Origin of the sequence: Micromonospora sp. NPDC005087 (assembly GCF_042872965.1) — a bacterium.
Lineage (GTDB): Bacteria > Actinomycetota > Actinomycetes > Mycobacteriales > Micromonosporaceae > Micromonospora.
In genome coordinates this window covers 321,150-344,438 of the sequence record NZ_JBIALB010000004.1, presented here as the reverse complement: position 1 = coordinate 344,438, position 23,289 = coordinate 321,150, and the positions used below count along the sequence as shown (strand labels likewise).

General features: G+C 73.1%; 26 protein-coding genes and 1 pseudogene. 13 read left to right on the top strand and 14 right to left on the bottom strand.

Annotated elements, in window-relative coordinates:
* Positions 1–24: 24 nt before the first annotated feature.
* Positions 25–1,389, bottom strand: a complete 1,365-nt coding sequence (gene mshA / locus ACFYPS_RS12720; RefSeq protein ID WP_354963601.1) for a D-inositol-3-phosphate glycosyltransferase — start codon at positions 1,387–1,389, stop codon at positions 25–27.
* Positions 1,390–1,605: 216 nt separating this feature from the next.
* Between mshA and ACFYPS_RS12715 the strand changes: the two genes are divergently transcribed.
* Entirely contained in the window at positions 1,606–2,373 is a 768-nt protein-coding gene (locus ACFYPS_RS12715) for an SDR family oxidoreductase (protein ID WP_354963600.1), read from the top strand.
* Between the two features lie 69 nt (positions 2,374–2,442).
* Entirely contained in the window at positions 2,443–3,243 is an 801-nt protein-coding gene (locus ACFYPS_RS12710) for a class I SAM-dependent methyltransferase (RefSeq protein ID WP_354963599.1), read from the top strand.
* Positions 3,244–3,261: 18 nt separating this feature from the next.
* Here the strand turns inward: ACFYPS_RS12710 and ACFYPS_RS12705 are convergent, their stop codons facing one another.
* A complete protein-coding gene (locus ACFYPS_RS12705) occupies positions 3,262–4,344 on the bottom strand; it encodes a UDP-N-acetylmuramate dehydrogenase (protein WP_354963598.1) in 1,083 nt (360 codons plus the stop codon).
* Positions 4,345–4,413: 69 nt separating this feature from the next.
* Here ACFYPS_RS12705 and ACFYPS_RS12700 point away from each other — a divergent pair, with 69 nt between their 5' ends.
* The 5 genes and pseudogenes from ACFYPS_RS12700 to ACFYPS_RS12680 all read left to right on the top strand — a co-directional run bounded on the left by ACFYPS_RS12700 (position 4,414) and on the right by ACFYPS_RS12680 (position 8,183).
* The gene (locus tag ACFYPS_RS12700; RefSeq protein WP_354963597.1) at positions 4,414–5,172 is read left to right on the top strand and encodes a maleylpyruvate isomerase family mycothiol-dependent enzyme; all 759 of its coding nucleotides are present in this window, start codon (positions 4,414–4,416) and stop codon (positions 5,170–5,172) included.
* A 133-nt stretch (positions 5,173–5,305) separates the two neighbouring features.
* A pseudogene (locus ACFYPS_RS12695) lies at positions 5,306–5,785 on the top strand (family 1 glycosylhydrolase); the annotation flags it as partial.
* A gap of 19 nt (positions 5,786–5,804) precedes the next feature.
* On the top strand, positions 5,805–6,812 hold the full coding sequence (locus ACFYPS_RS12690) for a LacI family DNA-binding transcriptional regulator (RefSeq protein WP_354963596.1): 1,008 nt from the start codon (positions 5,805–5,807) through the stop codon (positions 6,810–6,812).
* Between the two features lie 59 nt (positions 6,813–6,871).
* Positions 6,872–7,285 carry a RidA family protein gene (locus ACFYPS_RS12685; protein ID WP_354963595.1) on the top strand — a complete coding sequence of 138 codons (414 nt, stop codon included), beginning with the start codon at positions 6,872–6,874 and terminating at the stop codon, positions 7,283–7,285.
* Position 7,286: 1 nt separating this feature from the next.
* Positions 7,287–8,183: a GNAT family N-acetyltransferase gene (locus tag ACFYPS_RS12680; protein ID WP_387324454.1), complete on the top strand. Its 897-nt coding sequence runs from the start codon at positions 7,287–7,289 to the stop codon at positions 8,181–8,183.
* Positions 8,184–8,393: 210 nt separating this feature from the next.
* Here ACFYPS_RS12680 and ACFYPS_RS12675 read toward each other — a convergent pair whose 3' ends face one another.
* Positions 8,394–8,918 (bottom strand): O-acetyl-ADP-ribose deacetylase, encoded by a 525-nt coding sequence (locus ACFYPS_RS12675; RefSeq protein ID WP_354963593.1) that lies wholly within the window; start codon positions 8,916–8,918, stop codon positions 8,394–8,396.
* A 1-nt stretch (position 8,919) separates the two neighbouring features.
* Positions 8,920–9,750, bottom strand: coding sequence for an EI24 domain-containing protein (locus ACFYPS_RS12670; protein ID WP_354963592.1), 831 nt, complete (start codon positions 9,748–9,750; stop codon positions 8,920–8,922).
* Between the two features lie 240 nt (positions 9,751–9,990).
* Between ACFYPS_RS12670 and ACFYPS_RS12665 the strand changes: the two genes are divergently transcribed.
* Genes ACFYPS_RS12665 through ACFYPS_RS12645 form a run of 5 tightly spaced genes read left to right on the top strand, consistent with a single transcriptional unit; the run spans position 9,991 to position 14,555 of the window.
* On the top strand, positions 9,991–10,899 hold the full coding sequence (locus ACFYPS_RS12665; RefSeq protein WP_354963591.1) for an ABC transporter ATP-binding protein: 909 nt from the start codon (positions 9,991–9,993) through the stop codon (positions 10,897–10,899).
* Positions 10,900–10,911: 12 nt separating this feature from the next.
* Positions 10,912–11,646 carry an ABC transporter permease gene (locus tag ACFYPS_RS12660; RefSeq protein ID WP_387324450.1) on the top strand — a complete coding sequence of 245 codons (735 nt, stop codon included), beginning with the start codon at positions 10,912–10,914 and terminating at the stop codon, positions 11,644–11,646.
* A gap of 11 nt (positions 11,647–11,657) precedes the next feature.
* Positions 11,658–12,926: a sensor histidine kinase gene (locus ACFYPS_RS12655; RefSeq protein WP_354963589.1), complete on the top strand. Its 1,269-nt coding sequence runs from the start codon at positions 11,658–11,660 to the stop codon at positions 12,924–12,926.
* Entirely contained in the window at positions 12,923–13,564 is a 642-nt protein-coding gene (locus ACFYPS_RS12650; protein WP_387324447.1) for a response regulator, read from the top strand. The genes ACFYPS_RS12655 and ACFYPS_RS12650 overlap by 4 nt, the downstream gene beginning before the upstream one ends.
* A gap of 22 nt (positions 13,565–13,586) precedes the next feature.
* The gene (locus ACFYPS_RS12645) at positions 13,587–14,555 is read left to right on the top strand and encodes a helix-turn-helix transcriptional regulator (protein ID WP_387324444.1); all 969 of its coding nucleotides are present in this window, start codon (positions 13,587–13,589) and stop codon (positions 14,553–14,555) included.
* Here the strand turns inward: ACFYPS_RS12645 and ACFYPS_RS12640 are convergent.
* From ACFYPS_RS12640 to ACFYPS_RS12615, 6 genes are all read right to left on the bottom strand, one after another.
* A complete protein-coding gene (locus tag ACFYPS_RS12640; protein WP_354963586.1) occupies positions 14,546–15,460 on the bottom strand; it encodes an SDR family oxidoreductase in 915 nt (304 codons plus the stop codon). The genes ACFYPS_RS12645 and ACFYPS_RS12640 overlap by 10 nt on opposite strands.
* A 109-nt stretch (positions 15,461–15,569) precedes the next feature.
* Positions 15,570–16,307 (bottom strand): alanyl-tRNA editing protein, encoded by a 738-nt coding sequence (locus ACFYPS_RS12635; RefSeq protein ID WP_354963585.1) that lies wholly within the window; start codon positions 16,305–16,307, stop codon positions 15,570–15,572.
* 11 nt (positions 16,308–16,318) lie between these two features.
* Complete coding sequence (locus ACFYPS_RS12630; RefSeq protein WP_354963584.1) at positions 16,319–17,206, bottom strand: alpha/beta hydrolase; 888 nt, start codon at positions 17,204–17,206, stop codon at positions 16,319–16,321.
* The gene (locus ACFYPS_RS12625) at positions 17,203–17,517 is read right to left on the bottom strand and encodes a DUF2516 family protein (protein ID WP_030327754.1); all 315 of its coding nucleotides are present in this window, start codon (positions 17,515–17,517) and stop codon (positions 17,203–17,205) included. The genes ACFYPS_RS12630 and ACFYPS_RS12625 overlap by 4 nt, the downstream gene beginning before the upstream one ends.
* A gap of 71 nt (positions 17,518–17,588) precedes the next feature.
* Positions 17,589–18,260: a hypothetical protein gene (locus ACFYPS_RS12620; protein ID WP_354963583.1), complete on the bottom strand. Its 672-nt coding sequence runs from the start codon at positions 18,258–18,260 to the stop codon at positions 17,589–17,591.
* Positions 18,257–18,880 (bottom strand): helix-turn-helix transcriptional regulator, encoded by a 624-nt coding sequence (locus tag ACFYPS_RS12615; RefSeq protein WP_354963582.1) that lies wholly within the window; start codon positions 18,878–18,880, stop codon positions 18,257–18,259. The genes ACFYPS_RS12620 and ACFYPS_RS12615 overlap by 4 nt, the downstream gene beginning before the upstream one ends.
* Before the next feature lie 112 nt (positions 18,881–18,992).
* Between ACFYPS_RS12615 and ACFYPS_RS12610 the strand changes: the two genes are divergently transcribed.
* On the top strand, positions 18,993–19,790 hold the full coding sequence (locus ACFYPS_RS12610; protein ID WP_354963581.1) for an alpha/beta hydrolase: 798 nt from the start codon (positions 18,993–18,995) through the stop codon (positions 19,788–19,790).
* A 51-nt stretch (positions 19,791–19,841) separates the two neighbouring features.
* Here ACFYPS_RS12610 and ACFYPS_RS12605 read toward each other — a convergent pair whose 3' ends face one another.
* From ACFYPS_RS12605 to ACFYPS_RS12590, 4 genes are all read right to left on the bottom strand, one after another.
* On the bottom strand, positions 19,842–20,801 hold the full coding sequence (locus ACFYPS_RS12605) for an asparaginase (protein WP_354963580.1): 960 nt from the start codon (positions 20,799–20,801) through the stop codon (positions 19,842–19,844).
* Positions 20,802–20,895: 94 nt separating this feature from the next.
* A complete protein-coding gene (locus ACFYPS_RS12600) occupies positions 20,896–21,723 on the bottom strand; it encodes a 3-keto-5-aminohexanoate cleavage protein (RefSeq protein ID WP_354963579.1) in 828 nt (275 codons plus the stop codon).
* Between the two features lie 23 nt (positions 21,724–21,746).
* A complete protein-coding gene (locus tag ACFYPS_RS12595) occupies positions 21,747–22,859 on the bottom strand; it encodes a YgfZ/GcvT domain-containing protein (RefSeq protein ID WP_387324439.1) in 1,113 nt (370 codons plus the stop codon).
* The gene (locus tag ACFYPS_RS12590) at positions 22,856–23,284 is read right to left on the bottom strand and encodes a Fur family transcriptional regulator (protein WP_089018784.1); all 429 of its coding nucleotides are present in this window, start codon (positions 23,282–23,284) and stop codon (positions 22,856–22,858) included. Before ACFYPS_RS12590 ends, ACFYPS_RS12595 begins: the two co-directional genes overlap by 4 nt.
* Positions 23,285–23,289: the final 5 nt, after the last annotated feature.

Here is a 23,289-nt window from a genome sequence, read left to right as displayed (position 1 = left end):
CACCGGGCGGCGACCAGCGCCCGGTCACCAGGAGCAGGAGAGCGCGGGGTTGCCCGCGAGGTCCGCGACGAGGCGGGCCCGGTGCGCGGCGGTCGCCTCGCCGTAGACGGCGAGCAGGCCGGCGACCGTGCGATCCCAGGAGAAGTGCCGGGCGTGCTGCGCGGCGCCTCGGGCCAGCGCCGCCCGCAGGGCCTGGTCCGGCAGCAGGCGAGCCAGCGCGAGGGCCCAGTCCACCGGGTCGTGCCCGTCGATCAGCACCCCGCTCACCTGATCCCGTACGGCGGTGACCAGCCCGCCGACGGCGGCGGCCAGCACCGGCGTACCGGAGGCCTGCGCCTCCAGGGCGACCAGCCCGAAGGATTCGTTGTGCGACGGCACCGCGACCAGGTCGGCCGCCCGGTACAGGGCCGGCAGGTCGTCCCCGGTCTGCGGCGGCAGGAAGCGCACCCGGTCGGTGACCCCGAGCGCGGCGGCCAGCTCGATGAGCGCGGTCGGCCGGTCCAGCCCGCTGCCGCTGGGCCCGCCGCAGATTGCCACAGTCACCTGGTCGGCCAACGCCGGATCGCGCTCCCGCAGCGCGGCGACCGCGCGGATCAGCACGTCGGGTGCCTTGAGCGGCTGGATCCGACCGACGAAGGCCACCAGGTACCCGTCGACCGGAAGTCCGAGCCGTTGGCGGGCGGCCCGGGCGACCGCGGACCGGTCGCCCGGCGCGGGCCGGAACCGGTCCAGGTCGACGCCCGGCTGCACGACGGCGACCTGGTTGGGGTCCGCGTCGTACCGCTCGACGAGGTCGCGGGCCTCCACCCGGGTGTTGGCGACCAGCCGGTCGGCCTCGGCGACCACCTGCTCCTCGCCGATCACCCGGGCCTTGGGCTCCGGCCGGTCACCGGCCGCGAGCTGGGCGTTCTTGACCTTGGCCAGGGTGTGCGCGGTGTGCACCAGCGGCACCCCCCAGCGCTCCTTGGCCAGCCAGCCGACCTGGCCGGAGAGCCAGTAGTGGGAGTGGATCAGGTCGTAGTGGCCGGGCGGGCGGGACGCCTCGGCGCGCAGCACCCCGGCCGTGAAGGCGCAGAGCTGACCGGGCAGCTCCTCCTTGGTCAGCCCCTCCAGCGGGCCGGAGGTGATGTGCCGGACCTGCACGCCGGGGGCCATCTCGACCACCGGGGGCAGGTCGCCGGAGGTGGCGCGGGTGAAGATCTCCACCTCGACGTTGGCCTCGGCGAGCCGCCGGGCGACCTCCAGGATGTAGACGTTCATTCCCCCGGCGTCGCCCGTGCCGGGCTGGTGCAGCGGGGATGTGTGCACCGACAGGGTCGCGATGCGGCGGGGCCGAGGCCACGGTTGGGCACCTCGCTGACGACCGACGCCGGTGTGCAGTTCCGCCACGTCCGCTCCTCTTGTAACGGTTAATGCCGCCTCGCACGACCGGCGCTTCTCGGTCAACCCGTACGCCGGATCTCATCTTCCCCATCGGCCTACGGAAATTCGTCGGCGCGGCCCCCCGGCGTGACGGACCTCATCACCGCTCACCCCCCATGCCCGCTGCCGACAGCCGTCACGCCCGCCCGGACCGGGCTGGAGGGCCGGGGTGACAATGACGGGATGACCTCTGTCGCCATCGTGACCGGAGCCTCCAGCGGGATCGGCGCGGCCACCGCCCGCCGGCTCGCCGCCGAGGGTTTCCACGTGCTCGCCGCCGCCCGCCGCACCGACCGGCTCGCCGACCTGATCGCCGAGATCGCCGCCGCCGGCGGGCAGGCCACCGCGGTGACCTGCGACGTCACCTCGGACGAGTCGGTGGCCGGGCTGGCCGAGGCCGCCGCGCGGGCACCGGGGCCGGTCACCCTGCTGGTCAACAACGCCGGCGGCGCGCGCGGGCTGGACCCGGTGGAGTCCGGTTCGATCGACGACTGGCAGTGGATGTACGACGTCAACGTGCTCGGCACGCTGCGGGTGACCCAGGCGCTGCTGCCGGCGCTGGAAGCGTCCGGGGCGGGCACGATCGTGGTGGTCTCCTCCACCGCCGGCCTGACCGTGTACGAGGGCGGGGGCGGCTACGCCGCCGCGAAGCACGCGCAGACCGCCATCGCCGGCACGCTCCGGCTGGAGCTGTGCGGGCGACCGCTGCGGGTGATCGAGATCGACCCGGGCATGGTGAAGACCGACGAGTTCGGGCTGGTCCGCTTCGACGGCGACGCGGACCGGGCGGCCGCCGTCTACGCCGGTGTGCCCGACCCACTGGTCGCCGAGGACGTGGCGGACTGCGTCGCCTGGTGCGCCACCCGCCCCGAGCACGTCAACGTGGACCGGCTGGTGGTCCGGCCGCGCGCGCAGGCCGCCCAGCACAAGGTGCACCGGGTCGGCCAGTGAAGCGCGAGGAGTGAGCCGATTTTGCGAGCCCCGCAGTCGCGAGCCGAGGGCCGCAGTGAAGCGCCGGGAGTGAGCGGGGCGGCGCGGCGGCGGCCGCTCGGCGTGGTCACCCGGGGGACGACGAATCCGAACCGACTCCGCCGGGTGGACAACTGGATCGTCTCCACCTGCGCCGACCGGCTACGGGCGGCGGCCGATCCCCTGGTGGTCGACCTCGGCTACGGCGCCACCCCGGTGACCGCGGTGGAGCTGCGGGCCCGGCTGGCCGCCGGGGTCCGCCGGGACGTACGGCTGGTCGGGCTGGAGATCGACCCGGCCCGGGTGGCGGCCGCGACGCCGGCCGCCGACCCACCCGGGCTGACCTTCGCCCGGGGCGGATTCGAGCTGGCCGGGCTCCGGCCGGTGCTGGTCCGCGCGTTCAACGTGCTGCGCCAGTACGACGAGCGCGAGGTGCCGGACGCGTGGCGGACGATGACCGCCGCTCTGGCCCCCAGAGGGGTGCTCGTCGAGGGCACCTGCGACGAGCTGGGCCGGCTCGCCGGCTGGCTGCTGATCGACGCCGACGGCCCCCGGACGCTGACCCTGGCCGCGAAACTCACCACGCTGGGCAGCCCCGCCGAGCTGGCCGAGCGGCTGCCCAAGGCGCTGATCCACCGCAACGTCCCCGGCGAGCCGGTGCACGACCTGATCCGGGCGCTGGAGGGCGCCTGGCAGGCCGCCGCCCCGTACGCCACCTTCGGCCCCCGCCAACGCTGGCTACGCGCCGTGACCCACCTGAAAGAAGCCGGCTGGCCCGTCCTGAACCGCCCCCACCGCTGGCGGCAGGGCGAACTGACCCTCCCCTGGCCCAGCGTCGCTCCCAGCACCTGACGGGGCCGCGCCGGGGGGTCAGAGGGCGCAGTTGATGAGGACGGGTTCGGGGTGCAGGGTCACGCCGAAGCGGGTGTGCACGGTGTCCCGGATGTCGGCGGCCAGGGTGAGCAGGTCAGACGTGCTGGCTGCGCCGCTGCGGTTGGTGAGGGCCAGCGTGTGCTTGCCGGAGATCGCCACGCCGTCCGGGCCGGGGTGGCCCTTGGTGAAGCCGGCCTTGTCGATCAGCCAGGCCGCGCTCACCTTGACCGTGTCGTCGTGGCCGGGCCAGGCCGGCGGCTCGCCCAGCTCGGCGGCGCGCTCCCGGAGCAGCTCGTACGTCGCCCGGTCGAGCACCGGGTTGGTGAAGAACGAGCCGACCGAGCGAGTGTCCGGGTCGGTGGCGTCGAGCACCATGCCCTTGCCGGCGCGCAGCCGCAGCACCGCCGCTCGGGCATCGGCCAGCGGCACCCGCTCGCCCACCTCGACACCGAGCGCCCGGGCCAGTTCGGCGTAGCGCACCGGGCCGGAGAGCGGGGACCGGGCGAGCCGGAAGTCGACGGAGAGCACCACCATCCGGTCCCGGTACTTGAAGATGCTGCCCCGGTATGCGAAGCCGCAGTCGGCGGCGGGGACGAACTGGCGGTTGTCCTCGGCCCGGTCGTACACCTCGACCCCGGTGATGGTCTCGGCGACCTCCTGGCCGTACGCGCCGACGTTCTGGATCGGGGTGGCACCGGTCGAGCCGGGGATGCCGGAGAGGCACTCCAGCCCGGCCCAGCCGTTGGCCACGGTCGCGGCGACGAGGTCGTCCCACGGCTCGCCGGCCTCGACCCGTACGGTGACCGAATCAGCGTCCTCGGCGACGATCCGCAGGCCGCGGGAGCGCACCAGGACGACGGTGCCGGGGAAACCGGCGTCGCCGATCACCACGTTGCTGCCGCCGGCCAGGATCAGGAGCGGGTCGTCCGTGGCTCGAATGGCCCGGACGATCTCGTCGGCGCTGCCCGCCGCCATGATCCGCCGGGCCGGCCCACCCATCCGCAGCGTGGTGTAGCCGGCCAGTGGACCAGTGCTGGCACGATCGGCTTCGGTTGTCGGCTGGGCGTAGGCGTCTGACACGTCTTTCACCTTAGGCTGAGGGGCAGCCGTGGCACCCAGTGGTGGCCCGGCACCCCCGGGAGGATGGCGATGAGCAAATTACAGGGCAGCAAGGATTTCTGGATCGGAGCGCTCCGGACGGAGGGCCCCGCCTTCGCCTCGGCGGTGGCCGAAGCGCCGCCGGAGACGCCGGTGCTGTCCTGTCCGGGCTGGACGGTCAACGATCTCACTCTGCACCTCGCCGGCATCTACCACTGGGTTTCCTCGTTTGTCGGCTCCGGCCTGACCACCGCGCCGCCCCGCCGGGAGCCACTCGTGGCGGACCCGGGCCGGAGTCCCCTCCAACTCTGGCAGCAGGGGTACGACCAGCTGATGACCCTCTTCGACGGGCTCGACGCGGAGGCTCCGGCGTGGAACTGGGCGCCGCAGCCGAAGAAGGCCGGTTTCTGGCCGCGCCGGATGGCGCACGAGACGGCGGTGCACCGCTGGGACGCCCAGCTCGCCATCGCCGCCGGTGAGCCGGTGGAGGCGAAGCTCGCCGCCGACGGGGTGAGCGAGGTGCTGGACACCTGGCTGCCCGCGGGCCGGCGGCGGGATCCGGGCGAGTGGCACGGCGTGGTGCAGCTCTCCGCGACCGACGCCGCCCAGGAGTGGTATCTGCGGCTGCGCGGGGAGGGGGTGGCGCTGCTCGACACCGCGACCATCTTCGACCACGACGACCACCACGCCCGGGCGCAGGTCAGCGGCAGCGCGAGCGACCTGCTGCTGGCGCTCTGGGGCCGGATCAACTTCGAGACGCTGGACGTCAGCGGCGACCGCAGCCTGCTCGACGGGCTGCGCACCCGCTGACCGCCGCCCGGGCCGGCCCGGGACGACACGAGGAGGGCGTCACCCCACGGGGGGGGTGGCGCCCTCGGTCGTGTGGGCGTGCACGTCACGGACGGGCATCGATGAGAGAGCGCTCTCTTGACATTCACCACCCGCCGGTCGACCCGACGGAGCCGGCGGCGGCGGTGCGTACCCGGGCACCGAGGGCGCCGTGCAGTTCCTGCCAGCGGCCGGGCCCTTCACCGACATGGGTTGGATGATCGAACCGGCCGGGCTGACCCGGCTGCTGGAGCGGATCGCCACCGACTACCCCGGTGTGCCGCTGCTGATCACCGAGAACGGCGCCGCGTTCCCCGACAAGCCGGGCGCCGACTCGCCCGACGGGCCGGGGCAGGTGATCGACACCGACCGGATCGCCTACCTCGACGGACACCTGCGGGCCGCACACAAGGCGATCTCCCGGGGCGTGGACCTGCGCGGCTATCTCGTATGGTCGTTCCTGGACAACTTCGAGTGGGCGGAGGGCTACCGCAAGCGGTTCGGGATCGTGCACGTCGACTACCTGACCCAGCGGCGCACACCGAAGGCCAGCGCCCGGTGGTACCAGGAGGTGATCTCCCGGAACGGGCTGTGACGAGCGGGGGGAAGTCGCGATGACGACGGCGCAACGGCCGACGCTCGAGGCGGTGGCGGCGCGGGCCGGGGTGTCCCGGGCCACCGTCTCGCGCGTGGTCAACGGCTCCACCACCGTCGCCCAGCCCATCCGGGAGGCGGTCAACCGGGCGGTCGCCGAGCTGGGGTACGTGCCCAACCTGGCCGCCCGCAGCCTGGTCACCCAACGCACCGACTCGATCGCCCTGGTCATGCCGGAGGCGGCCACCCGGGTCTTCTCCGACGACCAGGTCTTCCCCGGCATCATCCGCGGGGTCAGCCAGGAGCTGGAGGCGGCCGACAAGCAGCTGGTGCTGATGCTGGCCGGTTCACCGGCGGGGCACCACCGGGTCGAGCGGTTCACCACCGGACGGCACGTCGACGGGGTGCTCTTCGCCTCGCTGCACGGCGCCGACCCACTGCCCGGCACGCTCGCCCGGCTCGGCATCCCGGTGGTGTGCAGCGGCCGTCCGCTCGGCGACGTGCCCGTGCCGTACGTCGACGTCGACCACGTCGGCGGGGTCACCGCGGCCGTCCGGCACCTGATCGACAGCGGTCGCCGGCGGATCGCCACCATCGCCGGGCCACAGGACATGGTGGCCGGGATCGAACGGCTCAGCGGTTACCGCAGCACGGTCGCCGACGCGGGGCTGCCCGAGCTGGTCGCGATCGGGGACTTCACCCGGGAATCCGGGGCGGCGGCGATGCACCGGCTGCTCACCGAGCACCCCGACCTGGACGCGGTCTTCGCCGCCTCGGACCTGATGGCGCACGCCGCCCTGCGGACGCTGCGCGAGGCAGGCCGGCGGGTGCCGGAGGACGTCGCGGTGGTCGGCTTCGACGACATCGAGACCGCCGCGTACACCGAGCCGCCGCTGACGACCGTCCGGCAGCCGATCGTGGAGATCGGCCGGCGGATGACCCGGCAGCTGCTCCGGATGGCCGCCGGCGAGACCATCGAACCGGCGGTCATGCTCCCCACCGAGCTGATCCGGCGCGCCTCCGCCTGAGCGTCTCGCCGGTCATTAATCCGTCGCCCCGGTGTTCCATCGTCGTTAGCCTCGCGGGCATGCCGGATCCTGTCGCATTGCTGCACGTCCCCGATCTCTCCGACGTTGCCGAGTACGCGTACGCCTCCACCGTCGAACCGCCCGCCCGGCTGGTGTTCACCGCCGGCGCGTGCCCGCTCGACGCGGAGGGGCGGACCGTCGCGCCCGGCGACCACGCCGCGCAGGCCCGGCAGGTGATGGCGAACCTGGAGACCGCACTCGGGGCCGCCGGCGCCCGGCTGACCGACGTGGTCAAGACCACCGTGTACGTGGCGTCGTCCGAGCAGGCCGATCTCGTGAAGGTCTGGGAGGTGGTCCGGGACTCCTTCGGCGACCACGACCCGCCCAGCACCCTGCTCGGGGTGGCCCTGCTCGGCTACACCGACCAGCTCGTCGAGGTCGAGGCCGTCGCCGCCGTACGGATGGCGGACTGACATGCGGACCCGTGTGGCGCAGCCGGACGACGCCCCCGCCGTGGTGGCGCTGCGGGCGATGGTCTACCCGTACCTGGTGCGCGGGGTGGAGTCGACCCGGAAAATGATCGCCCAACCGCCACCCGAGGCGGGCTGGACCGCCTTCGTGGCCGAGGTGGACGCCCAGGTGGTCGGCTGGGTGTCAGCCCAACGCCCCGGCTGGACGTCGACGCCGGACATCGGTGACATCGCACTGCTGCACGTCCGCCCGGAGCACCGGCGACGCGGCATCGGCACCGCGCTGCTGACGGCCGCGACCGAGCACCTCACCCCGCTGGGGGTCCGCCGGCTACGCACCTGGGCGCAGCCGGACGCGTTGCCGTTCGCCCGGCGGCACGGCTTCGAACCCAGCCGCGAGCTGCGCTACTCCGCGCTCGACCTGGATCCGGCGCCCCCGCTACCCGAGCCACCGCCGGGCGTACGACTGCGCCCGATCGCCGAGCTGGACCCGCACCTGCTGTACGAGGCCAACGCCGCCTCGTCGGTCGACGAGCCCAGCGACGTGCCGATCGACGCGATCAGTTTCCAGAGCTGGCAGTACGACGTCTGGGAGAACCTCGGCCTGGACAAGACGGCCAGCACCGCCGTCGAGGTCGACGGGAAGGTTGCCGCGTTCAGCCTCGTGAAGCGGGACGGGGACCGGATGTGGTCGGACTACACCGGCACCGTTCCGGCGTACCGGGGTCGGGGGCTGGCCCGGCTGGTCAAGAAGGCGGCGCTGCACCGGGCCGCCGCGGGCGGCGTCCGCGTCGCCTACACCTCGAACGACGAGGCCAACGCGCCGATGCTGGCGATCAACGCCAAGCTCGGCTACCGGCCGGTCGCGTCCCAGTGGTCCTGCCTGGCCGAGCTGACCTGATCAGCGTCAGTCGACGCGGGGACGGACCCAGACGAGGAACCGTTCGACGTACGCCGCCGGGTCGGGGGTGAGGCCGAGCTGCACCGCGTCAGCGAACGCCTCGTCGAGGAGCGGTTCGACCCCCAGGCGTGGCAGGGGTTCGTTGACCAGGTGAAGACCACCTTCTGACCGCTACATCCCGAAAGCCCCCGGCGTCTCCGGGGGCTTTCGCTATGCCGGAGGGCCGGCGGCGAAGACCTGGCGGGCGGTGGCGTGCGTGTCGGCGCCGAAGAGGACCAGGCGGGCCTCGGTGACGTTCACCGGCGCGGCCGGGCGCAGCACCGACAGCGCCTGGCCGACGGCGTCCTCAATCGGCCAGCCGTAAATGCCGGCGGAAATCAGCGGGAACGCCACGGTGGTCGCGCCCAGCTCGTCGGCCACCCGCAGACTGTTGGCGTAGCAGTCACGCAGCAGCGACGAGCGGTCCTCGGTGGTCGACCAGACCGGCCCGACGGTATGGATGACCCAGCGGGCCGGCAGCTCCCCTGCCGTGGTCGCCACCGCCTGTCCCGTGGGCAGGCCGTCCGGGTATCGCGATGCCCGCAGTGCCCGGCACTCGGTCAGGATGGCCGGCCCGCCACGCCGGTGGATGGCGCCATCGACCCCACCGCCGCCGAGCAGGGACGAGTTCGCGGCGTTCACGATCGCGTCCACCCGCTGGGCGGTGATGTCTCCCTCGATCAGGGTGATCTCCATGTCAGCGCTCCTCGATGGGGTGGCCTGCCGGCGGCGTGGACACCCGTTCGTCGATCGACTGGCCGAGCGAGCGGCGGGCCAGTAGCGCGGCGCCGGCAACCGCGGCCGGCATGACCAGTACCGCGCCGAGCGGGATCAGGAAGCAGACGAAGACCGCCACGCCGAAGCCGAGCGCCATGGGCCGGTCCGCCTTCAGCACCGACCGACGGTCCGGCAACCGCATGCCGCGCCGGTAGAAGGGCGCCCCGACCAGCTCCAGGGCGAGGAACCATCCGCCCACCGCCGCCCCGATCACCGGCACCACGGTCTGCCCCACCACCGGGATGAAGCCGGCCACGAAGAGCGGGATACCGACCAGCGCCGCGAGGGCCACCAGGCGTACCGAATCGGCGAGGCTGCGACGCAGCGACGACCAGAAGGGCACCTCCACCGCACCCGGGGTGCCGCCGTACCGCTCCTCCACCCGCTCGGAGATCTTCTCGTAGAACGGGTCGCCGATGACCAGGGTGACCGCGGTGAAGCTGACCACCGCGAGCAGGCCGCCGAGGCCCAGGACGGCCAGCCCGGCGATCACCCGGACCAGGTTCCGGGCGGTGGTCGACCAGTCGTCGGCGAACGGAGTGACCAGGGCGGCGATGTCGTCCACGAAGTACACGAGGGTGGCGAACGCGGCAACGAAGAGCACACCGGAGATCAGTGCCGGCACGATGCCGAGCAGCATCAGACCGGGGCTGCGGACGTAGAGACCCAGCCCCCGCAGGAGCAGCCCTGCCCCGGTGAAGAAGCGTCCGACGGCCCCGGTCACCGGGCTGGCGATTCTGCTGGCGTCCACGACCGAGCAGCCTAGCGATCAGTGCCGACCCCCGCCGGGCGGCGCGTTGACGCGGCGCGTTAATAGGGGGCCCCTGCTCTACACGAGGCGTTAACAAGGTGCCCTTCCTTGCACATCAACCGGTTGGTGGATCGCCGGGGTCAGCCGCTGCCACAAAGATCACCAACGGCTGGTCGATTCGCCGCCGTGCCGCTGCCGCCACGCTGAAGAGGTACGGGTACGACGGCGGAAGGCGGCACGATGCCGGTCATTGAGGTGACCAACCTGCACAAGCGGTACGGCGATGTCGTCGCCGTTGCCGACGTGTCGTTCACGGTCGAGGCCGGGGAGATCTTCGGCGTACTCGGTCCGAACGGCGCAGGGAAGACCACCACGGTGGAGTGTGTCGCCGGGCTTCGCGTCCCGGACGGGGGCGGGGTGTCGGTCCTCGGGCTCGACCCCCGCAGGGACGCGGCCCAACTCCGCCAGCGGGTTGGCGTGCAGCTCCAGGAGAGCCAACTGCCGGATCAACTGCGGGTCGCCGAGGCGCTGGAACTGTCCGCCTCGTTCTACCGCGACCCGGCCGACCCGGCGCAACTGATCGACAGGCTGGGTCTGGCCGAGAAGCGGAACACCGCGTACAAGAAGCTCTCCGGCGGCCAGAAGCAGCGGCTGTCGATCGCGCTGGCGCTGGTCGGCAACCCGCAGATCGCAATCCTGGACGAGCTGACCACCGGGCTGGACCCGCAGTCCCGGCGGGACACCTGGGCCCTCATCGAGCAGATCCGGGACAGTGGCGTGACGATCGTGCTGGTCACCCACTTCATGGAGGAGGCCGAGCGGCTCTGTGACCGGATCGCCGTGATCGACCGGGGCAGGGTCGTCGCACTGGACAGCCCGGCGGGTCTGGTGTCGGCGGTGGTCCCGGAGCAGCGCGTCCGGTTCCGCCCGTCCAGCCCGGTCGACGACCGGCTCCTCACCGACCTGCCCGAGGTGAGCGCGGTGCACCGCACCGGCACTCGACTGGTGGTCACCGGCACCGGTGACGTGCTGCACGCGGTCACCTCGGTGCTCGCCCGCAACCAGATCATCGCCGCCGACCTGCGGCTGGAGCAGTCCACCCTCGACGACGCGTTCGTCGAGCTGACCGGGCACCGGCCCGACGCCTGAGGGAGAACCGACATGCACGCCTTCGGGCAGATCCTCAAGATCGAGACACGGCTCTTCCTGCGGGACTTCGGCTCGCCGCTGACGACCGTCGCGTTGCCGCTCGCGCTGCTCGTGGTGTTCGGTCTGATTCCGGCCCTACGCGAACCGGATCCGGCGTTCGGTGACCGGTCCTTCATCGAGTACTTCGTCCCGTCGCTGCTGGTGATCACGCTCGCCATGTCGGCGGTGAACATCCTGCCCACGGTGCTGGCCACCTACCGGGAGCGTGGGGTGCTGCGCCGGCTGGCGACCACTCCGGCCAGCCCGGCCGCGCTGCTGGCCGCCCAACTGGTCATCTCGCTCGCCACCATCCTGGTCAGCGCCGTGCTGCTCATCGTGGTCGGTCGGCTGGCCTTCGACGTGCCGCTGCCGCAACGGCCGCTCGGCTTCGCGCTGGCCCTCGTCCTCGGCACGGCGGCGCTGCTCGCGCTGGGTCTGCTGGTGGCGGCGGTGGCCCGCACGGCCAAGGCGGCGCAGGCCATGGCGGTGCCGGTGTTCATGCTGACCATGTTCTTCGGCGGCGTCTACGTTCCCCGGTTCCTCCTGCCGGACTTCCTGGTCCGGATCGGCGACTACACGCCGCCCGGGGTGCAGGCGCTGCTCGATGCCTGGACCGGGACGTCGCCACACCCGTTGCACCTCGGGATAATGGCGGCGGTCGCCCTGCTCGCGGGTGTGGTGGCGGCGAAACTGTTCCGCTGGGAATGAGCGGGGGTCCGATGGCCAGCACCGTCGAGCAGGTCGACCGCCTGTCCGCCTGGGAGGCCCGGGAAGCGGGCCTGCACCGGTTGGCGCCGTACCTCGGGCTGGCCGTCGGAACGCTGCTCACCACCGCCGCGCCCGCGCCCGGGGGCCACTCGTTCGTCCCCCACCTGTTCGTCGCCGCCGCGACGGCGGCCTGGGTAGCCTGGTTCGTCACCCTGCACCCCGGGTGGGCGACACAGCGGGTGCTGATGGTGGTCTACTACCTCGGTCTCCTCACGTTCAGCGCCATCCTGGTGCTCGACAGTCCGTGGTACGGCTTCCTCGCGTGGAGCGGCTTCCTGCACGCGTTCGCGCTGCCCGGCAACTGGCGGTTCGCCGGGGTTGCCGTGTCGGCCGTCCTGGTGGCCACCGCGCAGAGCGGGGGCCTGCCGTCCGTGCTGTCGCACTGGCTGCTCTGGGGCGTGCTGGTGTTGTTCAATCTGGGTCTGGCCGGCGCCGTGACCTGGTTCAGCACCGTCAACGACCGGCAGCACGCCTACCGCAAGCAGCTGGTCGAGGAGCTGGCCGAGACGAACCGCCGGCTGGCCGAGACGATGCGGGAGAACGACGGGCTGCACGCCCAACTGCTCACCCAGGCCCGGGAGGCCGGGGTGACCGACGAGCGGCAGCGGATGGCTCGGGAGATCCACGACACCCTGGCGCAGGGTCTCACCGGCATCATCACCCAGCTGGAGGCCGCCGGGGTGGCCCGGGACCGGCACGCCGACTGGCAGCGGCACGTGTCGGGGGCCATCACCCTGGCCCGGGAGAGCCTCACTGAGGCGCGTCGCTCGGTACGGGCCGTCCGCCCCGAGGCCCTGGAGGGAACGCGGCTGCCGGAAGCGCTGGCGGAGCTGACCGAGCGCTGGTCGACGATCAACGAGATCCGCGCCGAGGTCAACGTCACCGGCGACGCCCGCCCGCTGCACCCGGAGGTCGAGGTGACCCTGTTGCGGACCGGCCAGGAGGCACTGGCCAACGTGGGCCGGCACGCCAGGGCGACCCGGGTCGGGCTCACCCTGTCGTACATGGGGGACGTCGTCACCCTCGACGTCCGGGACGACGGGGTGGGCTTCGCGGTTGACGACCTGACCGACCTGGGCCGACCCGACGGCGGGTACGGGCTGACCGTCATGCGGCAGCGGGTCGCCCGGGTCGGCGGCGAACTGGCCGTCGAGAGCGAGCCGGGCGTCGGCACCGCCGTCTCGGCCTCCGTGCCCGCGCTCGCCGGGAGCGCCGGATGAGCGGGCCGGTCCGGGTGCTGATCGTCGACGACCATCCGGTGGTGCGGGACGGGCTGCGGGGGATGTTCACCGGCGACCCGAGGTTCGACGTGGTGGGCGAGGCCGCCGACGGGGCCGAGGCGTTGGCGCTGGTCGCGGCGCTGCACCCGGACGTGGTGCTGATGGACCTGCGGATGCCCGGGATGGACGGGGTGACCGCCATCGGACGGTTGGCCCGCTCCGGCAGTACCGCCCGGCTGCTGGTGCTCACCACGTACGACACGGACGCGGACGTGCTCCCGGCCATCGAGGCCGGAGCGACCGGCTACCTGCTGAAGGACGCGCCCCGCGACGACCTGGTCCGGGCGGTACGGGCCGCCGCCCGGGGCGAGTCGGTGCTCGCGCCGAGCGTCGCCGGCCGGCTGATAGGTCGGCTGCGCGCGCCGGCCGAGGAGCCGCTCAGCCAACGCGAACTGGAGGTGCTCACCCTGGTGGCCCGGGGCGCCTCCAACCGGGAGGCGGCGGCCCGGCTGTTCATCAGCGAGGCCACCGTCAAGACGCACCTGCTGCACATGTACGCCAAGCTCGGGGTCAACGACCGGGCCGCGGCGGTGGCCACCGCGTACGACCGGGGGCTGCTCACCCCGAACGGGCGGTGAGCGGGCCGGGCAGGATGGGCGGGTGCGCGCCTCCCGACTGATCTCGCTGCTGTTGCTGTTGCAGGCTCGCGGGTCGATGACCGCGGGCGAGCTGGCGCGGGAGCTGGAGGTCTCCGAGCGGACCGTCTACCGGGATGTTTTGGCGCTTTCCGCCGCCGGGGTGCCGGTCTACGCCGACCGGGGTCGCGCCGGTGGCTACCGTCTGCTCGGCGGTTACCGCACCCGGTTGACCGGGCTGACCCGGGACGAGGCGGAGGCGCTCTTCCTCGCCGGCCTGCCCGGGCCGGCCGGTGACATGGGGCTCGCCGACGCGGTCGCCGCCGCCGAGCTGAAGGTGCTCGCCGCGCTGCCGCCGGCCCTGCGGGACGCCCCGGCCCGCGCCGGACAGCGGTTCCACCTGGACGTGCCGGGCTGGTTCCGGGAGACCGGGCCGCCGCCGTGGCTGGCCGAGCTGGCCCGGGCGGTCTGGCGGGACCGGGTGGTGCGGCTGCGCTACCGGCGCGGTGACCAGGAGGTGACGCGCCGGGTGTGGCCGTACGGGCTGGTGCTCAAGAACGGGGTCTGGTACCTGGTGGGACGGGTCGGCGACGACACCCGCACCTACCGGGTGGACCGGGTGACCGGGGTTGAGGTGAGCGAGGAGAGCTTCGACCGGGACGAGGCCTTCGACCTGGCCGGTTACTGGCGCGAGCAGGCCGGGTCGTTCCTGCGGACCATGCTGCGGGCCGCGGTCGGCGTCCGGTTCAGCCCCGCCGGCCTGCGCCAGCTCCGACACCTCGTCGACGCCCCCTTCGTGTACGACGAGGTGGTCGCCGCCGCCACCCAGCCCGACAGCCAGGGCTGGGTGACGGCGCGGCTGCCGGTCGAATCCGTCGAGGTGGCGTACCACCAGCTTCTCGGGCTCGGCCCCGAGGTGGAGATTCTCGATCCACCCGAGCTGCGGGAGCTGTTCGCCGGGGCGGCCGACCGGCTCCGCGCGCTCTACCGGTAGCCGGTGACGTCGGCCGGCTTACCGGTTTCGACCACCTCGACGATGTACCGGATGGCTTCCGGCTGGCTGCCGTCGAGATCGGTGAACCCGTACACCTTGGCCAGCGTGCCGGCGTCGACGGACATGCCGTTCCAGCGGGCCTTCTCCTCGTCTGCGGCGAGCGCGGCCACCGCGCGTCCGACGAAGACCGGCGTCTCCGAGATGAGGAAGTGCGGGTCGGTGGCCGCCCCGTCGCGCCAGTTCTCCTCGGTCACGCCGAAGTGCTCCAACATGGCCTCGGAGCGGAGCCAGCCGGGGGTGAGCGCGACGGCGGTGCCGCCGTGCGGCTTCAGCTCGTGCGCCTGGCTGAAGGCGAGCCGGTTGACCGAGACCTTGGCCAGGTCGTAGAAGACCGACAGCCGGTAGTTGTCGTCGTTGTAGGCCTTGGTGCCGTCGCCGATCTCCACCAGCAGGCCGCCGGGCCTGCGGATCAGCAGCGGCAGCGCGAAGTGGCTGGTGATGATGTGCGTGTCGATGGCCAGCCGCAGGGTGCGGAAACCGGCGTCCAGTGGCTGCTCCCAGACCGGCTTCTCCCAGGTGACCAGCGGGTCGCCGCCCCAGATGTCGTTGACCAGCACGTCGAGGCGGCCCTGTTCGGCGTCGATCCGGGCGACCAGGTCGCGCACCTGATCCGGCACGAGGTGGTCGACCCGGACCGGAATGCCGACGCCGCCGGCGGCGGTGACCAGCTCGGCGGTCTCCTCGATGGTCTCCGGCCGGTCCATCTCGGAGCGGCCGGCGCGGCTGCTCCGGCCGGTGGCGTACACGGTGGCCCCGGCGGCGCCGAGCTGGACGGCGATCTGCCGCCCGGCACCCCGGGTTGCGCCGGCGACGAGCGCGATCTTTCCTGTCAGCGGTTGCGTCATGTCTGTGAGGCTGTCAGCAATACCTGACAGCCGCCGTCTGAATTTCCGGACCGGCTGTCAGGCGGCGAGTGAGTACCCGCACACCACCCGGCTGGGCGTTGCCCCCAGGTCAGTCGACCAGGCGGACGCGGACCCTGCGATTGGCCCGACCCTTGCTCTCCACCTTGACCACCTGCACCTTGCCGATCTGGGCGGTGGACGCGACGTGGGTGCCGCCGTCGGCCTGCACGTCCAGCCCGACGATGTCGACGATCCGGACCTCCTGCTCGTCCGCGGGGATGAGGTTGGACTGGGTGCGGATGATGTCCGGCAGGGAGAGCGCCTCGGCGCGCGGCAGCACCCGGACGGCGACCGAACGGTCGGCGGCCACCTCGGCGTTGACCAACTCCTCGATCCGGCTCTTGAAGTCGGCCGGCACCTCGGGGAGGTTGAAGTCCATCCGGGCCTCGCCCGGTTCCATGGAGTTCCCGGTCACGAGCGCGCCGAAATCGCGGAACACCACCCCGCAGAGCACGTGCAGCCCGGAGTGGGTACGCATCAGACGGCTGCGGCGCTCGTCCTCCACCGCGCCGACGACCTCGGTGCCGGCCGGCGGCAGCGGGTCACCCTCGGCGGGGATCAGGTACGGGTCGTCGCCCTTGCGGGTGCCGACGATCCGGGTCTGCACGCCCTGCCAGAGCAGCACGCCGTGGTCCGGTGGCTGACCGCCACCGCCCGGGTAGAACGCCGAGCGGTCGAGCACGATGCCCTGCTCCGGGTCGGCGTGCAGAACCGTGCAGGTCCACTCGCGCAGGGTCGGGTCGGTGAGGTCCAGCCGGTGAGTCCGGCCATGCTGTGTGACGCCCATGACAGGCGACGTTACTCGTTGAGGAAGCCGGAGATGCGCTCGCGCAGATCCGCGCGTTCCGTCCAGAGCACGCCGGGCCGGTCGTACACGTGCAGGGTGGCCTGGGGCAGCGCGGCGGCGAGCTGCTCGGCCACCTCGACCGGATGCAGGTCGTCGCCCGCGCAGCCGATCACCAGGGCCGGCGCGGCGACCGCCGACAGGGCCGTGGCGTCGCGCAGCGGCGCCTGATCCGGCAGGGTGGCCAGGCCGTCGGCCAGACCGTCGCGGAGCAGCTGGTCGAGCCGCTGCCGCAGGTACGACCAACCGGCCGGAGTGTTACGGACCGCCGTCGGCAACTCCAGCGAGACCACGTCGGCGACCGCCGAGGCGTCGCCGCTCTCGACCGCCTCCAGCAGGTCCGTGACGCGTTCCCGGGCGACCGGGCCGCGCGGCTGGTCGAGCACCGCCGGCAGGAAGAAGACCAGTTTCTCGAAGCGCTCCGGGCTCTCGGCCAGCAGCCGGCAGAGCGCGCCCGCGCCGAGGCTCGCCCCGAACGCGCGGCTGGCTCCGCCGAGATCCGCGATGGAGCGCAGGTCCCGGGCCAGGTCCAGGTAGCTCCACGGCCCGGCCGGCGCGTCGGAGCGGCCGTGCCCACGGAACTGGAAGAACACCTTGCGGCCGGTCACCCCACTGCCGAACGGGCGGGTGGTGGCGATGCCGTTGCCCAACCCGTGCGCGAACACGGTGACCAGATCACCGGTGCCGGTGACCAGCCGCTCCAGCCGTACGCCGTGCGGGGTGGTGACCAGCTCGGTCTCGGGCTCAGGCAGCGCCGGCCGACCGGTACGCGGCCCGCCCGGGCCGGGGCCCCAGGTGCGGGGCCCGCCGTCCGGCGGGGGTGGCCAGCGGAAGCCTCTCACCAGAACCCTTTGCCGTCGCTCAGGTCGCGCAGGCCGACCCGGACGTCGAGCAGGTAGATGAGCGCGGCGGCGATGCCGATCAGTCCGAAGAGGCTGATCGGACCGAAGCCGAGCAGTGTCAGCACCAGGCACACCGCCAGGATGGCGATCCAGCCACCCTTGGGCAGCGTCCCGATTGCGGGGAAGGCGTCGGAGCGCTGCGTGACGGCGTGCACCAGCGCGACACCCTGGATGATCAGCGCGAAGACGAGCAGGATCAGCTCGATCACGTAGCGGACTTCGAACGCGAAGATCGGCGCGGCGTTGGCCATGCCGGCAAGTTTATGTCGACGACCCCGACTACGTCCGACAAGGACGCCGTCGGGGTCGTCGACAGCACGAACTACTTGGCAGCCGGACGGGTCCGCTTGGTCACCCGGGGCAGCTTCGCCGACGGAGTCACGGCGGGCTTGGCGGCCTTCGGCGCCCGGGCGGCCTTCTTGACGGCGGCCGGCTTGGCCTCGGCGATCTCGGCCACGTCGGCCGGGGTCGGCACCTCGACCGGGGTGGTGGCGGCCGAGGCGGTGGCCTCGACCGGCGTGGCGGCCGGCGTCACGGCCTCGGTCGCCTCGATGTCGGCGTTGACCGTCTCGGCGGCCTCCAGCACGCCGGCGCCGACGACCCGCTCACCGCGGGCGACCAGTGCGCCGTACGCGGCGAACGCCCGCTCCTGTGCGGCCTGGGCACCGGCGACGACCACCGCGGCGTTGCGGGTGGCGGCGGCGCGCAGCCGGTCCAGGTCGGCCGACTCGCGCAGCTTCGCCAGGTCCAGCTCGGCCTGGGCCCGGCCACGCAGGCTCTCGGCGGTCTCGTTGGCGGTACGCAGCGTCTCGGTGGCCTTCTGGCGCAGATCGAAGCCGGTCAGCACGGCCCGGCCGCCCAGGTCGGCGACGACCCGGGTGCCGAGCACGCCGACCACGGCCGGAAGCTTGCGCAGCTGCTCGAGGGCCAACTCCCCGGCGCCAGCGGCGGCGTAGATAGGGGCGGGGATGCGGTTGGTCTTCGGCTCGGTCATGAGGTCTCCTCTTCGGCCGCGTCGGCGGCCTTCCGGACCGCCGGACCGGCGGCCTTCTTCTCGGGGGTGCTGGTGCTGGTCGGGGCGGGTGTGTTGCCCGCCTCGGTGACGGCAACCGACTCGATCACGGCCTCGGTCGGGGTGCCGCTGGCGGTGGTGGGGCCGGTGGCCGCCAGGTTGGCCACATCGGCCGGCTGATCGGCGACATCGGTCGGGGTGGTCACGTCGCCGGTGGTGTCCGTGCCGACGCCCTCGGCGGCGGCCCGGGCCTCCGCCAACCGGGTGTTCTCCCGGCGGAACGTCTCGTAGATCTGGCTGAGCGACTGCTTCTGGGCCATCGTCAGGTCGGGGTCCACCGCGATGGCGGCGAGCACACCGTGGCCCTCCTTGTCGTCGAGCAGCCCGGCGCGCAGGTACATCGCGGGAGTGGAGACCCGCAGCGCACTGGCCAACTGCTGGAGCACCTCGGCGCTGGGCTTGCGCAGGCCGCGCTCGATCTGGCTGAGGTACGGGTTACTGACCCCCGCCTGCTCGGCGAGCTGCCGCAGCGAGATCTTGGCGTTGCGCCGCAGATCGCGGATGAACCCGCCGACGTCGGGGAGGTCCTTCGGTGTGGCCATGACAGCGACGCTAACCGCCCTTGCTAACTCTTGCAAGCAAAATGCTAGCCAGAGTTAGCAAGGTCTCAGCAACCTGCTTGCGTGCGGCTCGCACGATCCGTACCGTCCGTCCGTGGACAAGATCACAGTCAATGGAGCAGTCATCGCGTACGACGAGGCCGGCAGCGGTTCACCCGTCGTGCTGCTGCACGCCGGCATCGCCGACCGCCGAATGTGGCGGGGCCAGCTGCCCGCGCTCGCCGCCCGGCACCGGGTGATCGTCCCGGACCTGCGCGGCTACGGCGACTCCGAGCTGCCTCCGACGCCGTTCGCCCACCACGACGACGTGGTCGGCCTGCTGGACGCACTCGACCTGCCCCGGGCCGCCCTAGTGGGCTGCTCCTTCGGCGGGTCGGTCGCCATCGACACCGCCCTGGCCCACCCGGACCGGGTAAGCGCGCTCGCGCTGTTCGACACGGCGGTCTCCGGGAACCAGTGGTCCGAGGAGGCCAACGACCTCTGGGACGGCCTGGTCGGCGAGGTCGACCCCGACGACTTCGTCGCCGGTGCGGCCGGCGAGGTGCGGTTCTGGGTGGTCGGCCCGGGTCGTCAGCCGGCCGACGTCGACCCCGGGCTCATCGCGTTCGCGCAGGAGATGGACCAGCGCGCGCTAGCCGCCGAGTTGGCGCTCGGCGCGGTGGAGGTGGGCGAGCTGACGCCGCCGGCGATCGGCCGCCTCGGCGAGCTGCGGATGCCCGTCCTGGTCACCGCGGGAGCCGCCGACGTGCCGGACATCAGCCGCCTCGCCGACCGGATCGCCGCCGAGGTGCCCGGCGCGGTACGCCTGCCCGACGTGCCGGACGCGGCGCACCTGCTGCCGCTGGAGCGCCCCGAGCCGGTCAACGCCGCCCTGCTCGACTTCCTGAGCTGATCCACCCGGCTCCGCCCGCCGGCCCGGCACACCGGACCGGCGGGTTGGCGGTCACCAGAGCGGGCGGACCGCGCCGACCGGGACGCCGCCGCCGAAGAGCGGCATCTCGGCGTACTCGGCCAGCACCGGAGCGTCCACGCCGAGCCGGCGCAGCGCGGAGACCAGCACCGGCATCCTGGCCCGGTCCGCGCCATCGTCGATCTTCAGCGCGACGGCGCCGACGCCCGGCAGCCCCACCGCGATCACGCCCTCGGCGCCGACCTTGGCCAGCAGGCCCGGTACGCCGCGCATCAGCCGGGTGTCGTCGGCCCGGGTGCCGCCGACGATCTCCGGGTGGGCGCGCATGGCATCGGCCACCGCACGCGGCACCGAGCCGGGCTCGGCCTCGACCAGCCGGAGGTACGCCCCGGCCAGGCCGGTGAGCGACACCGCCAGCACCGGCGCTCCACAGCCGTCCACTCCCACCGCTGCCGCCTGCTCAGCGGTGAACTCCTCGATGGCCGCCCGCAGCCGCTGCTGCAACGGGTGCTCCGGCCGCCAGTAGCCGTCCAGCGGCCACCCGGCCGCCTGGCAAGTCAGCAGCATGCCGCTGTGCTTGCCGGAGCAGTTCATCTGCACCCGGGTCGGGCCGCCACCGGCTCGCAGCACGGCCTCGCGGGCCGCCGCCCCCACCGGCAGGTCGGGCGGGCAGTGCAGGGCCGAGGCGTCCAACCCGGCCCGGTCCAGCAACGCGCCGACCCGAGCCAGGTGGAACTCCTCACCCGCGTGGCTGGCCGACACCAGCGCCAGGTCGGCCGGGTCGGTCAACGGCAGGCCGGCGCGGAGCATCCCGATCGCCTGCATCGGCTTGCTGGCCGAGCGGGGAAAGATCGGTGCGGTCACGTCCCCGGCGGCGGCCACCGGCACACCGACGGCGTCCAGCACCACCACCGAGCCGCGGTGCATACCCTCGACGAACCCGGACCGGACCACCTCGGCGAGCGGCGCGCCGCCCTCGTACGTCTTTCCCACGTGCTGGACGGTACCGACGGTCCGGAGGTGCCCGTCGGCGGGGTGACCTGGTCGTCCACCGCCCGGGTGACAGGGGCGCCGGACGGGCTCGGCCTTACAGCCCCAGCAGCTCGCGGGCCTCGGCGGTGGTCAACGGGGGACGCTGGGCGAGCTGGGCGAAACCGACCGCGCGGGCGACCAGTTGCATGTTGGACTCCACCGGGCGGCCCTTGGCGTACGTCACGGTGTCCTCCATACCGACCCGCAGGTGCCCGCCCGTCGACAGCGACGTCAGCATGACCGGAATCGTGCTGCGGCCGATGCCGGTGGCCGAGAAGGTGGTGCCCTCGGGCAGGTCACGCAGCATCCGGTGCGCCGCCACCAACGTCTCGGTGGTGCCCGGCATGCCGCCCGGCACACCCATCACGAAGTCGACGTGCACATGCCCTCCGGCCGGCGGTCCGTACTTGCCGAGCAGCCGCTGCAACGCGGACAGGTGGCCGAGGTCGAAGATCTCGTACTCCGGAACGATTCCGCGTTCCTGCATCCGGGTGTGCAGGTCGACGATGAACTCCCAGCGGTTGAGGAAGACGTCGTCGCCGAAGTTGACCGTGCCCATGGTGCACGAGGCCATGTCCGGCGCGGCGTCGAGCACGGCGAGTCGGGAGGCTTCCGGGTCGGTCACCGCACCGCCGGAGGAGAGCTGCACGATCAGGTCGGTGCTCTCCCGCAGCGCCGCGACCGTCTCCCGCAGGCGCACCGGGTCGAGGGTCGGCCGCGCCGCGTCGTCGCGGATGTGGACGTGGATCACGGCGGCGCCGAGCGCCTCGCACTCCTTGGCGGTGCGCAGCAGCTCGTCGAGCGTCACCGGCAGCGCCGGCACCTCCGCCTTGGCCGACTCCGCGCCGGTCGGGGCCACCGTGATCAACGTCCCTGTCGTCATGCCGGCGATCCTAGACGGCCCGGTCAGGACGGGTCGATCGCCGCCACCGTCGCACCGATCAGCAGCGCGGCGTCCTCCGGGACGTTCCGCTTCAGCACCGCGAGCGCGATCTGGCCGAGCTCGTGGTGCAGCACGGCGGTGCCGACGAAGCCGACGGCCCGGCCGTCGAGGGTCACCGGAGTGCCGGCGGTCGGCGGCTGGTCGGTGGTCACCCCGTCCAGGTGCAGCAGCACCAGGCGGCGCGGCGGTCGGCCCATGTTGTGCACCCGGGCCACCGTCTCCTGCCCCCGGTAGCAGCCCTTGTCCAGGTGCACCGCCGGGCCGATCAGGTCGACCTCCGCCGGGATGGTCCGGTGGTCGGTGTCCACCCCGACCCGGGGTCGCCGGGCGGCCACCCGGATCGCCTCGTACGCCCAGAGCCCCGCGACCGGCACGCCCGCGCCGCGCAGTTCCGCCACCACCTGGTCCATCGCCGATCGCGGGACCAGCAGATCCACCCCGAGCGGGCCGCGCCGGGCCCAGCCGCCGACGGGCAGCGGCCGTACGTCGTACCGAACGCTCGCCCGCGGTGGCACGGCGCCGGCCGCGAACTTCGGACCGGGCACCGCGACCAGGTCCGGTGCGGCCAGCCCGGTCACGCCGAGCGTGCCCAGCGCGTCCGGCGCCGCCGGCCCGACCAGCGACAGCAGAGCTCGCTCGCCGGTGGCGTCGCGGGGCTCGACCTTGCTGAAGAACCGCATCTTCTCCAGGTACGCCAGCAGGTCGGCGGTCGCGCCCGGCTCGGTGTCCAGCCAGGTGGTCTCGCCGTCCTCGGCGACCAGGGCGTGCTGCTCGACGTGCCCGTGCGGGGAGAGCACCAGCAGCTCGGTGCCCTCGCCGGCGGCCAGCGTCGCCAGGTGCTGCGAGGTGATCGTGTGCAGCCAACCGGCCCGTTCCTCCCCGGGCACTGCGAGGATCCCCCGGTGCGACCGGTCGACCAGGCCGACCTCGGTGTCCAGGATGCGCTGCTCGCGCAGCGGGTCACCGTAGTGCGCGGCCACCCCCCGCACGCCGGCCGCGGCGTGCGCCGGCTCCGGCTGGTCGCGGCTGGCCTCGTCGATGCTCTCGACGGCCACCGCTCCCGCGATGTCGATCATTTCTGGTCCCCGTTCTCGCAGCGTTCGCAGACGCCGAAGAGCGACACGTGCCCGATGTCCACCCGGAACCCCCGTTGCGCGGCCAACTGGTCGGCGAGCGGACGGAGCAGCTCCGGATCGATCTCGTCGATCGCGCCGCACTCCCGGCAGACCAGGTGGACGTGTTGGTGCTCACCGGCCGCGTGGTAGGTCGGCGAGCCGTGCGAGAGATGGGTGTGGGTCACCAGGCCGAGCCGTTCCAGCAGCTCCAGCGTGCGATAGATGGTGGTGATGTTGACGCCGGCGGCGACCTCCCGGACCGCGGTGTGCACCTGCTCCGGGGTGGCGTGGCCCAGATCGAGCACCGCCTGGAGGACGAGCTGCCGCTGGGCCGTCAGCCGCAGCCCACGGGCCCGGAGCATTTCCGCGAGGGAGGATTCGGACACCGTCC